Raw genomic sequence first — 13,901 nt, 5'->3', positions numbered from 1 at the left:
GCGGTCACGGCGTTTCCGCGGGGGCCGCGGTCGCCGGCACATCGGTCAGTTCCTTCCAATCCACCAGCCCCTGATCCAGCCGCAACAGCTCGCTCGCGTAGACCGCGTCGTCGTTCTTGGGATCGATTTCCGCCGCCAGCTCGGTGAAAACCCGGGCCGCCAGCTGGTTCTCGGATCCGCCCTGCTGCTTCAGCACCTGGCCGCGGGTGAACAACAGCCCGGCCAGCACCTCGGGCCGGTAATCGCCCGGGACCGCCTCCGGCAGGACCCCGCGCGACAGTTGGAAGTTCAGCACCAGCGCCTTGCGGTTGCGCGGGGAAAGGTGCAAGGCCAGGGCAACCAGACGACGGGCCTCGCCCAACGAGGCGACGCTCGCCTTGGCCGCCGCCACCCGGTTCGACGCGTAAGCCGCCAGGCCGTTGGCGTATTCCTCGCGCTCGCGCTCGAGCATGCCGAGCTTGTCGGTAAAGGCGCCTGCACCGGTGTGCGGCGGCTTCCACTCGAACTTCGCCGCCTCCTGTCCCACGCCACAAACGGGAAGACACAGGCTCAGGACGATGGCTTGCCAGCAGCGGATCACGGCCGCTAGGTTTCCGCCCCAGCCAAGCCATTGCAAGTGACAAGTCCCGCCGATCCGAAAGCCGCGCTGCGCCGTCACCTGCGCCTCCTGCGGCCGGCCATGGACGCACAGGTCGCCCAAGCGACCGCGATCCGCCGCGAGCTCCGGACCTGGTTGCCCGGACTCCCGTTCCGGATCATCGCCAGCTTTGCCGCCCTGCCCGGGGAACCGGCGCTGTTGCCCCTGACTGCCGACCTTCCGGACCGCCGCTGGGTGTTTCCCCGCGTGGAGGGCGACCGGATGACCTTTCACTTCGCTGACGCCTCCGCCCTCGTCCCGGGAAGCTTTGGTATCCCGGAGCCAGCGGCCGAGGCGCCGACCTGTCCGGTCGAAGACATCGAGCTGTTCCTCTGTCCCGGCATGGGCTTCACCACTGCCGGCCATCGGATCGGCCGGGGCAAAGGCTACTATGATCGCGCCCTCGCCCGCTCGAACCCGCAGGCCACGCGGGTCGGCGTCTGCTTCGGGGAGCAAATCGTCGCCGACATCCCCACCGACCCCCACGACCTGCCGATGCATTTCCTCGCCCACCCCGCGGGTATTTTGGAGTGTCGCTGACTTGGAGAAGCATCCGTATTTCAGCAAAATCTCACGACCTCCTCACGGAGACCACACGAAGTCCGGTGATCGATCCCGCTCGACACCCGTTCATTTCCCGATGGTCGCCGTCCTACTGAAAACCGCCTCCGGCCTGCTCCTCGTCCTGTTTCTTGGATCTCTCGCGATGAGCACGTTCCTCGTCGGCATTTTCCGGGGCAACTATCACCCCGGAAACGCCGTCCACCTCCTGATCATCGTTCTCGGCGTACTGGCTCCGTGCTCCTGGTTGCTCGCATCGTGGAGATGCCACGCCCACCCCGTTCTCCGGACGCTGGGATGGACCCTCGTCCCGGTCCTCGTCCAATGGGCCTTCCTCGCCGGTTACAGCCTGCCCGGCGCGCGGGGGCTCATTCACTAACCGACTCCGCTCAAGCCCAGTCCGGCACTTCCAGCCGGAACTCGGGAATCCGCGCGAAGACCCAGTCGCCGTCGGCCGTCTCGCCGAAAAACGCCCCTTCCGCGACCCCGTCGCCGCGGGTCACGTGGTAGCTGTTGTAGGAAAAGTTCTCCCCGGGCGCGATCTCCGGGCTCTGGCCGACCACCCCGTCGCCCTCGACCACCGTCACCTCGCCGTCATCCTCGCGAACGATCCACTTGCGACCGCGGATGGTCACCTTCTCCGCCGATTCGTTCTTGATCGAAATGAAGTACACGAAGGGGTGCGGCCGCTCGTCGGGAGCGTCCAGACTGGGCATGTAGATCACGTCGTCCACCCGGACGCTCAGCCCGTCGAGTTTCCGCAGCATCGGGGTCATTCCTGCGACTCTTGCACCCGCGTCACGCCGATGCCAAGCGCCAAGGCGAGTTTTTCACCCGCTCAAGCCGGCTACCACGATTGTCTCGCGGCACCGCCCCGGGCCTGTTAGTCGTCCGCATGGTGGTGCCATCCGGCCCGGGCCGGGCCACCTGTTCTTTCCACAACCCTCCAGCTCCTTCACCGCCATGCATTCAGGGCCCATGAAGAAACTATCGCTCGCCGCGGTCGCGCTGCTCCTGCTGCTGATCGTTACCAGTCCCGTCACCATGATCTGGCTGATCAAACAGGAAGCCTCCGGCATCATGTCCGACTCCCTGCAAGGTCTCACGACCAGCAGCCTGGCCACCATGCACGTGTCCGAGGGCTTCCTCGACACCGCGCTGGCCGTCAACAGCGGCAACGTCAAGGCCGACGAGCTGCTCGCCCAGCTCGAGGAAACCACGCGCCAGGCGGACGAACAGTACCAAGGCCACCGCGAAACCCTGCGGACCGACGCCGAACGGCGGTCGTTCGACCGCGTGGCCGAATGCCGCAACGCCTACCGCTCGTCGCGCAAGCAGGTCATCGAACTGCTCGGCGCCGGCAAGAAAACGGAGGCGGACGCCTTCTTCGAAAGCGATTGCGTGGTGAAGTTCCAAACCTACGCCGAGGCGCTCGGCGACCTGGTCGAGCACAACGCGATCGATGCCCGGGCCCGCGGCGCCGAGATCATCCGGCTCTGCTACATCCTGCTCGGCGTCCAGCTGCTGCTGCTCGCCTTCTTCTTCGTCTACGGCTTCTTCGTCCCGTTGACCGCCATCCTCGAACGCCTCACCCGCCGGCCGGTCGTTTTCCGCACCTGATTTCGAAACCGCAGCCCGTCCGCCCCACCCGGTTCCGGACCCAGCGCCGAGATGAACGACATCGTGGATTACCCTGAACCCGGCGACGGCCGTGTCCTCGACACGACGGCCGGCCGGGGGATGAGCGTGCTCAACGCGATGTACTACGCCTTCAAACCCTTCCTGCCCCAGGCGGTCCGCTACACGATGCGCCGGCTGCGGGCGAACTACAAACTCCAGAACGCCACCGACTGGCCGATCATGCCATCCGCCGCCACCCCGCCGCCATGGTGGCCCGGTTGGCCCGAGGGCCGGAAGTTCGCCGTCGTTCTCACCCACGATGTCGAAGGTCCGGTCGGCTTCGAGCGCTGCCTGCAGCTCGCCGAACTGGAGGCGAAGCACGGTTTCCGGTCGTCCTTCAACCTGATCCCGGAAGGAGGCTACCGGGTGACACCCGAAACCCGCGACGCCCTGACCGGCATGGGCTTCGAAGTCGGCGTCCACGACCTTCGCCACGACGGCTCGCTCTACCGGTCGAAGAAATCCTTCGACGACTGTGCCATTGGCATCAACGGCTACCTGCGCGACTGGAAGGCCGTCGGCTTCCGCGCCGGATTCATGTTCCACAACCTCGAGTGGCTCAAATCGCTCGAGATCGAATACGACGCCTCGACCTTCGACACCGACCCCTTCGAGCCGCAACCGGACGGTGCCGGCACGATCTTTCCGTTCCGGGTCGAGGACGGAACTTCCGGCAGGAGCTACATCGAGCTCCCCTACACCCTCCCCCAGGACGCCACCCTGTTCCTCGTGCTGCGGGAGAAAACCAACGACATCTGGAAGCGCAAGGCCGACTGGCTGGCCGCTCAAGGCGGGATGGTACTCCTCAATGTCCATCCCGACTACCTCGCCTTCGACGGCCGCAAGCCCTCGATCAGCGAGTTCGACGCCGCGCTCTACGAGGACTTCCTGGTCCACCTCAAGACCCGCTACGAGGGCCAGTACTGGAATCCCCTGCCGCGGGAAATGAGCCGCTACATCGCCGGACTGCCGACCGGGTGAATCGTCCCGGCCGCGCTTCAGCCTTGCCTCTTGGCGCCATCTGCTTTCCCGTCCTCGGCCGTGACCCCAGAAGCCCAGCTCCAGCAACTGACCGCCGGCACCGCCAAGGTGCTCTCGGAAAAGGAACTGCTCGAAAAGCTCCAGCTCGGCCGCCCGCTGCGGATCAAGCTCGGCGTCGACCCCACCGCGCCCGACATCCACCTCGGACACACCGTCGCCCTGGAGAAGCTCCGCCAGTTCCAGCTGCTCGGCCACCAGGCGGTGCTGTTGATCGGTGACTTCACCGCCACCATCGGCGACCCCTCCGGCCGCTCGGTCACCCGCCCTCCGCTGACCCGCGACGAGGTCCTCGCCAACGCCGCCACCTACACCGAGCAGGCCTTCAAGATCCTCGACCGCGAGAAGACCGAGATCGTCTACAACGGCGACTGGTTCCGCAAGATGAGCTACGAGGACATCCTCCGCCTCAACGCCCGCGTCACGCTCCAGCAAATGCTCCAGCGCGAGGACTTCCGCACCCGCATCGAGGCCGGCCAGGAAGTCCGCCTCCATGAGCTCCAGTACCCGGTCATGCAGGGCTGGGACTCGGTGGAAATCCGCGCCGACGTCGAGATCGGCGGCACCGACCAGCTTTTCAACATCCTCGTCGGCCGCGACCTCCAGAAGGAGGAAGGCCAGCCGCAGCAGGTGGTCATGGTCGTGCCCCTGCTCGAGGGACTCGACGGCGTGAAGAAGATGTCGAAGTCCTACGGCAACTACGTCGGCGTCAACGACGCCCCGCAGGAAATGTTCGGCAAGCTGATGAGCGTCTCCGACGACCTGATGGCGCGCTACTACCAGCTGCTGCTCGGGGAGACGCTCGACCCCGCGCTGCACCCGATGGAGGCCAAAAAGTCCCTCGCCGAGAAGATCACCGCCCGCTACCACGACGCGGAGGCCGGTGCGGCCGCGCGCACCGACTGGGACACCCGCTTTTCCAAGAAGGACCTCGCCGCCGCCGACTTGCCGGAACTGTCCGTCGCCGGCCTGCCGGGCGACCTGACCGTTCTCACCCTCGCGGCCCACGGATTCTCGAGCGCCTTCGGCCTGGAGAAATCCAACGGCGAGTTGCGCAAGCAGTTCATCACCTCCGGCTCGGTGCAACTCAACGGCGAGAAGCTCACCGATCCCGCCGCCGCCGTCTCCCCGCAGGCGGGTGATGTCCTCAAGCTCTCCAAGAAACACGCCGTCCGCTTCATCTGAGCCATGTCCGACCTGCCCGTCCTCTACATCAAGCCCGGCTGCCCGTGGTGCGATGACGTCGTCGATTTCCTCGCCCGGAAGAAGGTTCCCGTGAAGATCATGGTCGTCTCCGGCAACCGTGAGGCGATGCAGGAAATGGTCGATCTCTCTGGCCAGTCGAAGGCCCCCACCATGGATTGGCACGGCGAGGTCCTCGCTGACTTCGGAGTCGAGGAACTGGTGCCCTTCCTGGAAGAGCGCAATGTGATCTGAGGCGGTTTCAGACGGCGGACGACGGAACCTGCGCGCCAGCCCGTGGTGACGTTTCACCACGGCCATGGCATTCGCCCCGACCGACCACGGGGTTGGTCCTGCGCTTTGCCGATTGCAGCTGAAGTGTCCCGAAACTCCTCCGGATGCGCCGCGCTCATCGGACTCTTTCCCTTGGATTCCCACCCCTCATCTGGAGGTCGATTTCGGCCCGATTCGACCACTTTGAATGAAACCCCGGCATCCGCGGGCGGGATCATTCTCATGCCCTTCATGGTCCGGCGCGAGGCCGCGGGCGTGTCCGCTGCTAGATGGGTGGGTCAATGCCCCGCCTCTCGCGAAAGCCCGGAAGCGCGTCGCCGAAGCACCTTGTCGTCGCCGGAAACGGCATCGCCTCGCTGCGCTTCTGCGAGGAGGCAATTGCTTGCGGGCTGACCCGTAAGTTCAAGATCACCATCCTCGGCGGCGAGAAGCTTCCCGCCTACGACCGGGTACGACTCTCCCAGTATGTCAAGGCGCGGTCCGCCGACCCGCTGCTCTTCCATTCCGAAAGCTGGTACCGGGACAACGGCATCGCCCTTTTCACCGGCGATCCCGTCGCCGCGATCTATCCGGAGGCCCACAAGATCGTCACCGGAAGCGGGCGGGAACACTTCTACGACGAGCTGGTGCTGGCCACCGGTTCCTCGGCCTTCGTTCCGCCGATTCCCGGCACGGATCTTCCCGGGGTCTTTGTCTACCGGACCGTCGACGACCTCGACGCCATCATCCGTTTCGCCTCGGGGAAGAAGAGCGCCGCCGTGATCGGAGGGGGATTGCTCGGACTGGAGGCCGCCCAGGCCCTCGACGAGCTCGGACTGGAAACCACGATCCTCGAAAGATCCGCGTTTCCCATGCCGCGGCAACTCAACGCGGCGGCTGGGAAGCTGGTCTCGGAAAAGATCCGCAAGCTCGGACTCGAGCTCCGCACCGGCTTCTCGACCCGCGAGATCAGCCGGGCCGGCGGACAGCTCCGGATGACCGGTCAAAACGGCGTCGAACTCACCACCGACCTGATCGTCATCTCCACCGGCATCTTGCCGAACTCTGCCATCGCCGCCGAAGCCGGCCTCGCCTGCGGCGTCCGCGGCGGGGTGATCGTCGACGACCAGCTCCGCACCTCGGATCCCCACATCCACGCGGTCGGCGAGTGCGCGCTCCACCGGGGTGAAATCTACGGCCTCGCCGCGCCCGCCACGGCCATGGCCCGCCACGTGGCGCGCTCGCTCGCGGGCAAAAAGCCACGCCCGTTCGAAAAGCCGGATCTCTCGACCCGGCTCAAAATGCTCGGCATCGATGTCGTCACCATCGGCGATCCGCTCGACCGCGGGACCACCCTCGAATTCACTACCGATGACAGCTACCGCCTGATCACCCTCGATGCCAAGCAGCGCCCGGTCGGAGCCCTCGGCATCGGCGACTGGCCCGAGTCGTCCCTCATCCACGGCTGGCACCTGGAAGGCCGGGCGATGCGGCAAAAGGAGATCGAGGGCTTCACCAACACCGGTACCATCGATGTTGCCGCGGCATCGGCCAGCGCCGTCTCCTGGCCTGCGGAACGCCTCGTCTGCAACTGCATGCGGGTCACCAAGGGCAATCTCTGCCACGCCATGGCGGCCGGGGCCGCGTGCCCCGCGGACCTCGCCGCGGCCACCGGTGCCTCCACCGTCTGCGGCTCCTGCCTGCCACTCCTCGAGGAACTCTGCGGGGCCCCCGTCTCCGCCCGCCGGAGCCTCTCCCCGACCCTGCTGATCGTTGCGGCGGTGGCCGCCCTGATCGCGATCGCCGCCGTCTTCCTGGTCCGGATCCCGACCGCCACCAGCGTCGAATCCTTTACCTACCGGCTCGACCGCTTCTGGTCGGACACCCAGCCGAAACAGATCACCGGCTACTCGCTGCTGGGAGTCTCGTTGCTCGGCCTCGCGATCTCGCTGCGCAAGCGGATCCCCCGCTTCCGCTTCGGCACCTTCGCCCGGTGGCGGCTCTTCCACGCGGCCTTCGGCCTGGTCTCGCTCGGGGTGCTCTTCGCCCACACCGGCTTCCGCTTCGGTTCCAACCTCAACGCCTCGCTGATGGGAGTCTTCGTCGGCCTCAATCTGCTGGGTGCCCTCGCCGGAATCGCCGCCGGCCTGGAATCCCGCGGCGGCCCCCGCTCGGCGACCTTCGCCCGCCGCGTCCGCCCCGGCCTGACCGTCGCCCACTACATCCTCTTCTGGCCCCTTCCCGTGCTGCTCGGGTTCCACATCGCCTCGGCCTACCTCTACTAGAACTGACGTAATGCCGATCCGATTCAACCGCCAGTTCCAAGTCATCGCCTGGCTGCTGCTCAGCGGCGGGCTCGCCGCATGGTGGGCCCACATCTTCTTCCAGGCGGAAGACAAGACCGCGCTGTTGCCCGGCAGGACCTCGAGCGGGCACTACCAGATCGAACTCCAGTGCAGCGCCTGCCACGACACCAAGCCCGACGGTATGCTGGTCTCCGCGGTCTCCAACAGCGCCTGCCTCAAGTGCCACGACCAGGATCTCGAGGAAGCCGACGATTCCCACCCTCCCATCAAGTTCAAGAAGCCGGAGAACCGCCCCTTCCTCGCGAAAATCGACGCCCAGCGCTGCGTCACCTGCCACACCGAGCACAAACCCGACGCAACCGGACCGATGGGCGTCACGGTTCCGGCCGACTACTGCACCTACTGCCACCAATCGACCGTCGAGGAACGTGAGACCCACAAGGGACTCGGCTTCGAAACCTGCGCCACCTCGGGCTGCCACAACTTCCACGACAACCGCGCCCTCTACGAACGCCATCTCGCCCTCCACTCGCTGGAACCGCCGCATCTTCCCGATGCCCATGTTCCCACCCTCGACAGCCTGAGGCGCTACATCGATTCCCACGCGGAGACCAAGCCCCTGGCCCCGGAGGATGCCGATGCGCCTGCGGGCGTTGAACTACCCGCCGGGCATCTCGGAAACTGGTCGGCCGACGCCCACGCCCTCGCCGGCGTGAATTGCTCCGACTGCCACCAGCCCGCAGGCACCGGATGGCAGGACAAGGTCGCCATGCAGACCTGCGCGGGATGCCACGCCGACGAAGAAGCCGGCTTCCTCCGCGGCAAACACGGCATGCGCCTTGCCGCCGGCCTTCCCGCCATGAACCCGTCGATGGCGCGCCAACCGATGCGGGCGGAGGCCGCCCACCGGACGCTGGATTGCACCTCCTGCCACGGCGCCCACGACTTCGACACCCGCCATGCCGCGCACTCGGCCTGCCTCCAGTGTCACGACGATCCCCACACCCGGGCCTACGGGAACTCCACCCACTTCGCCGCCTGGCAGCTTGAAGTCGAAGGCAAGGCCCCGGCCGGCAGCGGGGTGTCCTGCGCGACCTGCCACTTGCCACGGGTCGAGGACGGCCAGGGAGGCCATCGGGTCGAGCACAACCAGAACGCCAACCTGACGCCCAACGAAAAGATGCTGCGCCCCGTCTGCCAGCAATGCCACGGCCTGCCGTTCGCCATCGATGCCCTGTTCGACCGCAGCCTCATCCAGGGGAACTTCACCGGACTCCCCGCCGTCCACAACGAGAGCACCGATTGGTCCCGCCAGCGGGCCATCGACCGCAAGGATCCCGAGTTCCTCGAACTCCTCCGCAAATCTTCCGCTTCTCCCGACAACAAAGAAAACACCGACCCATGAAGAAAACAACATACCTCGCCCTCAGCGGCATCGTCGCCACCGCCGGCCTGCTCGTCCCGTCATGCAGCAAGCCGGAAGCCACCGCCACCTCGACCCCGGGCGGATTCAGCCCGGAGCAGGTCGCGGATACGGTCTACACCGTACTTGCCGCCGACCGGAAGGTCTACGCCAAGCAGATCGTCAACCGCCTCGTCAACGAGGAGAAGGTCATCAAGGCCCACGAGAACTACATGGACGAAAAGACCCTGCCCCTGCCCGCCCAGGTGTTCCGGATGGGCGCCGAGGAAGTCGACACGGTCGACAACAAGACCGTCGATTTCTCCTATTCCCTCCAATCCTTGTGGCCGCTGAACAAGGAGAACGCGAAGAAGCAGACCGACAAGGTCAAGGAGGGCCTGAAGTTCCTCGTCGACAACCCGACCGAGAAGAAGTGGACCGGTGAAGAGGAAATCGCCGGCCAGAAATACTTCATCGGCGTCTACCCCGACAAGGCCGTCGCGCCCGCCTGCTTCCTCTGCCACAACAACCATCCCGACAAGGAGGACAGCTTCCCCGAGTTCAAGCTCGAGGACGTGATGGGCGGCGTCGTCATCCGCATCCCCGTGCAATAACACCCGCCACCCGAGTCATGACCGAAGACCAAAAGACACTCGTCCAGGAAAGCTGGGAACTCGTCGTGCCGATCTCAGACGCCGCCGCGGAGCTCTTCTACGCCCGCTTGTTCGAACTGGATCCCGACCTGAAGCCCCTGTTCGCCAACGCCGACATGAAGGAGCAGGGCAAGAAGCTGATGATGATGATCACCACCGCCGTGCGCGGCCTCGGCGACCTCGGCCAGCTGGTCGGAGCCATCCAGGCGATGGGCAAGCGGCACGTCGGCTATGGCGTGAAGGCCGAACACTATGACACGGTCGGTTCAGCGCTCCTCGACACGCTCGAGAAGGGCCTTGGCGAGGCCTGGACGCCGGCCCACAAGGACGCCTGGGCATTGACCTACACCACCCTTGCGACAGTGATGAAAGACGCGTCGTACGGTTCCGCCTCGTGATCCACGCTCGACCCCGGGCCTGGGACCGTCCATCGGGGCGGCTCAGCGCCCGCGGTCGATGGCGAACGCCGTCATCACTCCGGCGAGGATCGCGAGTCCGCTGAAGAGCGGCGCCCCGAAAAGGAACGGGGAGGCTCCCGCCCCCGCGGTCATGAAGGCGCAGAAGGAACCCGCGGCATAGACCAGCAAGGGCATGCCGATTCCCCAGAAAATCGCGTTGCGGCCGGATACCAGAGAGCCGGACAAGGTCACCAACGAGGCCATCACAATGGAGCCTCCGGCAATCCGCAGCCCCTGAGCCAGCCATCCCGACTCGTCGGCGGCAAACCAAAGCCCCCCGGCACCACCGAATGCCAGCGACGCGACGACCACGATGATCGTCGCAACGAGACCATCCTTGCTGCCCGTCCAGAGCCCCGGCCTCTCGCTGGAGGCCCGGTGCCGCCGGCGGTTCTCCAATTTCCTGGAGTTGTCCGCGAACTCGTTGTGCAGACCGAGGAAATCGGTCTTCAGGAACCGCGAGGATTCCTCCGGCGAGGGACCGGGGAGTTCAGTGCGCAGGGGGAGGTTCGTGATCATCCCCGTTCCAATCGCAAGAAGAAGTGGCGATTTTCAAAAAAGCTGAAATATCCGAAAAATCGGATACTTCGTTTTTTCCGACCCTCAATCGGCGGGCATCATTTTCCGGCTCGGGCTGCGTCCCCTGCCGGAACTCCGGGGAGCAGCTCAGGCGTCCTCGCTGCGGGCAAGAGGTCCGTCGACGAGGAAGGCCGCCAAGACTCCAGCTGCAATCGACACGCCGAGGAAGACTGGCGACCCGATGAGCAGGCCGCGGACACCTTCGAAGCCGGAAACGAGTCCGATGAAGATGCCGCCGAAATACACCACCACCGGCATGCCCATGCCCCAACGGATCGGGTTCCTGTTGAATAGCAAGGATCCGAGAACCGCAACGCTCGCTCCCATCACCGCGGAACCCGCGGACAACTGGAGACCCCGGGCCAACCACCCGCCGGAGGTCAGTCCGGACGTATACCAGGTTCCCGCCGCGCCGCCGAACACCAGCACGGCCGACACGAGAAAAAGCGAAAGTGTCCACCGGCAGTCGCGGCCAAGCGACTTCGGCTGTTCCAGAACAGCCGCGGTCTCATTTTTGGAAAGTTCAGATCCCCCGATCACGCCGATTACCACACCCGATCGGTGCCCGGACGACAAGCTTAAATCTTCCTAATTTTTTAGAATGCGGATACTTCCCTACATCTTTCCAAAAAGACTGCGCCGCGATTTGTGACGACCACGCCAGACCGATGGCACGGCGAACCGTCGATTCGCGGAGTATTCGAACGCAATCCGCGATGTTTCGGCTCGAGGTAACCTTTCCGGCCACCGGCTGCGTACTCGGGGGAGATCACCATGAAAAACGCAATCCTCGCCTGCCTCGCGGCAGTCCTTCCTTCCCTCCACGCCGGCGAACTGGTGCCGAACCAGGTTCCTACGGAGGCCAAGTGGCAAGTCCACCTCGATCTCGATGCCTTCAGGGCCAGCGAGACCGGCAAAGCGGTTCTCGGCCACATCGAATCCCAACACGGCGCGGGCTTGCGGGCCTTCAAGCGCATGTTTTCGGTACATCCCCTGACCGACCTGCGGGGGATTACCCTCTACGGCGATGGCAAGCCGGACCACGCGGTGGCACTCATCGACGGGGAATTCAACCGTGAGCATCTCCTCGACATCGTCCGCGCCGGCGAGAATCACTCCACCACCCAACACGCCGGGATTCCGGTGGAGAACTGGAGTGACAAGGGCGTGTTCCAGCACGCGGCATTTCCGGGCGAGCAACTCCTCGTCTTCAGCCGGCAGGAAGAACTTTTGGAGCTTGCCCTCGACACAATCCGCCAGCCTTCCACCTCGCAACCCGATCCATTTTTCGACCCGGCCGGCGGGCGCCTGCTGTTTTCCGCCAAGGCGCGGATTTCCGGGATCGAATTGCCGGACGATGCCGCCCGGCTCCTCCGGATGGCCGATACCCTGCGTCTTGCCGCGACGGAGCGGGATGGAAGGTTCGCCCTGCAACTCGGGGTCGAAGCGGTCGACGGGGACAGTGCGGATCGCTTGCGCCGGATTCTCGATGGCGTTGTCGCCTTCGGCCAGGCCTGCGAGCCCAAGCTCAGCGGACTCGACCTTCAGGCCGAACTCAACACGACCGGCGAAAGCTTCAATGCCGCGATCAGCTTGCCGGTCAGCGAATGGATCACCCTGATGCAAAGGGTCGTGACAGAAGTTGAGGCGGCAAAGCAGGCCCAATGACCCGTCGGTTCCGCGTTCCCTTCCTGCGGATAAACGCGCATCATCTCTTCCCTTGAGCACCTCCGATCACGCCGACGACCGCTTGCTCGCCCACCAGGCACGGGCGGGATCGGTGACGGCGTTTGGAGCCTTGGTCGGCCGCTACCACGCGCGGGTGTACGGCTTTCTCCTGACCTTGACCCGCCATCGCCAGGACGCCGAGGACCTGACCCAGGAGACCTTCCTGAGAGCCTGGGACAAGATCCATCATCTCAATCCCGACCTCCCGCTGCTGCCGTGGCTGTTCACCATTGCCCGGAGACAATCGATCGCCGCGTTGAGAAAACGGCGCCCGGTGCCCGAGGAACTCCCTTACCCTGCCCCCCCCGAACCCCGGAACTCCGCGCTCTGGTTGTGGGATCTTGCCAGACTTGAACTGTCCCCGGACGCCTTCAGCGCCCTGTGGCTCCATTACCGCGAAGAGCTGCCCCTGAAAGAAGTCGCCCGCATCCTCTCGAAACGCGAAGGAGCGGTGAAGGTCATGCTTCACCGCGCCCGGAAATCCCTGGCCGAATGCCTCCGTCAAAGCAGCCCGGGACACGAACCCACTCAACTCCACCCATCGCATCCATGAAGCCCGGCCATCTCCCTCAAGACGTCGAGGAGCTGCTGCGCTCCCGCAAGCCCGATCCCCGGCCGTCCCCCGGGTTGGAGAGGAAGATCATCGAAGCACTGGAACACCGCGGCCTCCGCTCGAGGTTCCGCATTCGCGCCTGGCACATCTTGCCCCCCGCGATCGCCGCTTCGATCCTCCTCGTCTGGCCGGAACGCCATCCATCCCACGGCAAGCCATCGCAACAAGCGCAGATGGCGCCGGGATCGGAGGTCACATCCACAACTCCACCCGAATCCACCGCCGACAGCCTGAATCCGCTGGAACGCGAGTCCAAGGCACTGCAACGCGATGCCCGCCGCACCGGGCGCTTCCTCATCGACTGCTTGCCTTCCTTCAGCATGACCACCCGGTGAAGCGGACCGGATCGCGGATGACGAATGGCCGGGACCGCACCAGATCCCCCCGGACCATCGGTCCCGGCCATTTTGAACCGGAAAAATGTCAAAGGCGCCGGATTCAGCGCGCCGGAGTCCCCCGACTCCGGCGACACTTGAATACTACAATCCGACAACCAAGAAAATCGACGGGGCGAACGCTCCAACCGGCCCCCCGACCGGTTGAGCTCGCTCCCGTTGCACCGGCCCCTGACAGACGGCCCCACGGCCGGACCGCAAGCCCGGCGCAGTGGATCCCGTTCCCCCCGTCAATCGGACCGGTTTGGGAAAATTGGTCGGCACCGGGGCGCTTTCGCCACCCAACGGTGCCACGACGAACTTCGTTCCTCCCTGCTTCCCGTCCGTCCCGAAAGCACCCCCCGGAACATTCGGTCCGGTCGGGAGAATCATGGAGTGGCAGAAGCTCGTCATTAT

General features: G+C 65.2%; 17 protein-coding genes. 13 read left to right on the top strand and 4 right to left on the bottom strand.

The features are described 5' to 3' along the window. Positions 1–4: 4 nt before the first annotated feature. Positions 5–580, bottom strand: a complete 576-nt coding sequence (locus tag IG178_RS20955; RefSeq protein ID WP_193214544.1) for a hypothetical protein — start codon at positions 578–580, stop codon at positions 5–7. Between the two features lie 36 nt (positions 581–616). Between IG178_RS20955 and IG178_RS20950 the strand changes: the two genes are divergently transcribed. After that, the gene (locus tag IG178_RS20950) at positions 617–1,177 is read left to right on the top strand and encodes a 5-formyltetrahydrofolate cyclo-ligase (RefSeq protein ID WP_193214543.1); all 561 of its coding nucleotides are present in this window, start codon (positions 617–619) and stop codon (positions 1,175–1,177) included. Positions 1,178–1,277: 100 nt separating this feature from the next. Then, positions 1,278–1,577, top strand: a complete 300-nt coding sequence (locus IG178_RS20945) for a hypothetical protein (RefSeq protein ID WP_193214542.1) — start codon at positions 1,278–1,280, stop codon at positions 1,575–1,577. 10 nt (positions 1,578–1,587) lie between these two features. Here IG178_RS20945 and IG178_RS20940 read toward each other — a convergent pair whose 3' ends face one another. Further along, a complete protein-coding gene (locus tag IG178_RS20940; protein ID WP_193214541.1) occupies positions 1,588–1,974 on the bottom strand; it encodes a Co(2+)/Mg(2+) efflux protein ApaG in 387 nt (128 codons plus the stop codon). Between the two features lie 202 nt (positions 1,975–2,176). Here IG178_RS20940 and IG178_RS20935 point away from each other — a divergent pair, with 202 nt between their 5' ends. The 8 genes from IG178_RS20935 to IG178_RS20900 all read left to right on the top strand — a co-directional run bounded on the left by IG178_RS20935 (position 2,177) and on the right by IG178_RS20900 (position 10,130). After that, a complete protein-coding gene (locus IG178_RS20935) occupies positions 2,177–2,818 on the top strand; it encodes an MCP four helix bundle domain-containing protein (RefSeq protein WP_193214540.1) in 642 nt (213 codons plus the stop codon). 51 nt (positions 2,819–2,869) lie between these two features. Further along, positions 2,870–3,859 (top strand): polysaccharide deacetylase family protein, encoded by a 990-nt coding sequence (locus IG178_RS20930; protein ID WP_226895649.1) that lies wholly within the window; start codon positions 2,870–2,872, stop codon positions 3,857–3,859. A 60-nt stretch (positions 3,860–3,919) separates the two neighbouring features. Continuing rightward, positions 3,920–5,101: a tyrosine--tRNA ligase gene (gene tyrS / locus IG178_RS20925; protein ID WP_193214539.1), complete on the top strand. Its 1,182-nt coding sequence runs from the start codon at positions 3,920–3,922 to the stop codon at positions 5,099–5,101. A 3-nt stretch (positions 5,102–5,104) separates the two neighbouring features. Beyond that, entirely contained in the window at positions 5,105–5,353 is a 249-nt protein-coding gene (locus IG178_RS20920; protein ID WP_193214538.1) for a glutaredoxin family protein, read from the top strand. Between the two features lie 320 nt (positions 5,354–5,673). Next, positions 5,674–7,656, top strand: coding sequence for an FAD-dependent oxidoreductase (locus tag IG178_RS20915; protein ID WP_193214537.1), 1,983 nt, complete (start codon positions 5,674–5,676; stop codon positions 7,654–7,656). Positions 7,657–7,666: 10 nt separating this feature from the next. Continuing rightward, a complete protein-coding gene (locus IG178_RS20910; RefSeq protein WP_193214536.1) occupies positions 7,667–9,082 on the top strand; it encodes a cytochrome c3 family protein in 1,416 nt (471 codons plus the stop codon). Further along, a complete protein-coding gene (locus IG178_RS20905; protein ID WP_193214535.1) occupies positions 9,079–9,693 on the top strand; it encodes a Tll0287-like domain-containing protein in 615 nt (204 codons plus the stop codon). The genes IG178_RS20910 and IG178_RS20905 overlap by 4 nt, the downstream gene beginning before the upstream one ends. A gap of 17 nt (positions 9,694–9,710) precedes the next feature. Further along, the gene (locus tag IG178_RS20900) at positions 9,711–10,130 is read left to right on the top strand and encodes a globin family protein (protein WP_193214534.1); all 420 of its coding nucleotides are present in this window, start codon (positions 9,711–9,713) and stop codon (positions 10,128–10,130) included. A 42-nt stretch (positions 10,131–10,172) separates the two neighbouring features. Here IG178_RS20900 and IG178_RS20895 read toward each other — a convergent pair whose 3' ends face one another. Together IG178_RS20895 and IG178_RS20890 are read right to left on the bottom strand one after the other, a co-directional pair. Continuing rightward, positions 10,173–10,709, bottom strand: coding sequence for a hypothetical protein (locus IG178_RS20895; RefSeq protein ID WP_193214533.1), 537 nt, complete (start codon positions 10,707–10,709; stop codon positions 10,173–10,175). A 147-nt stretch (positions 10,710–10,856) separates the two neighbouring features. Further along, positions 10,857–11,207 (bottom strand): hypothetical protein, encoded by a 351-nt coding sequence (locus tag IG178_RS20890; RefSeq protein ID WP_193214532.1) that lies wholly within the window; start codon positions 11,205–11,207, stop codon positions 10,857–10,859. Positions 11,208–11,543: 336 nt separating this feature from the next. Here IG178_RS20890 and IG178_RS20885 point away from each other — a divergent pair, with 336 nt between their 5' ends. Genes IG178_RS20885 through IG178_RS20875 form a run of 3 tightly spaced genes read left to right on the top strand, consistent with a single transcriptional unit; the run spans position 11,544 to position 13,445 of the window. Continuing rightward, on the top strand, positions 11,544–12,437 hold the full coding sequence (locus IG178_RS20885; RefSeq protein WP_193214531.1) for a hypothetical protein: 894 nt from the start codon (positions 11,544–11,546) through the stop codon (positions 12,435–12,437). Positions 12,438–12,489: 52 nt separating this feature from the next. Further along, the gene (locus IG178_RS20880; protein WP_193214530.1) at positions 12,490–13,050 is read left to right on the top strand and encodes an RNA polymerase sigma factor; all 561 of its coding nucleotides are present in this window, start codon (positions 12,490–12,492) and stop codon (positions 13,048–13,050) included. After that, positions 13,047–13,445, top strand: a complete 399-nt coding sequence (locus tag IG178_RS20875; protein WP_193214529.1) for a hypothetical protein — start codon at positions 13,047–13,049, stop codon at positions 13,443–13,445. The genes IG178_RS20880 and IG178_RS20875 overlap by 4 nt, the downstream gene beginning before the upstream one ends. Positions 13,446–13,901 lie beyond the last annotated feature (456 nt).

Source organism: Neoluteolibacter marinus, from assembly GCF_014904755.1.
Classification (GTDB): Bacteria; Verrucomicrobiota; Verrucomicrobiia; order Verrucomicrobiales; family Akkermansiaceae; genus Haloferula; species Haloferula marina.
This window is presented reverse-complemented; position numbering and strand designations above follow the sequence as displayed.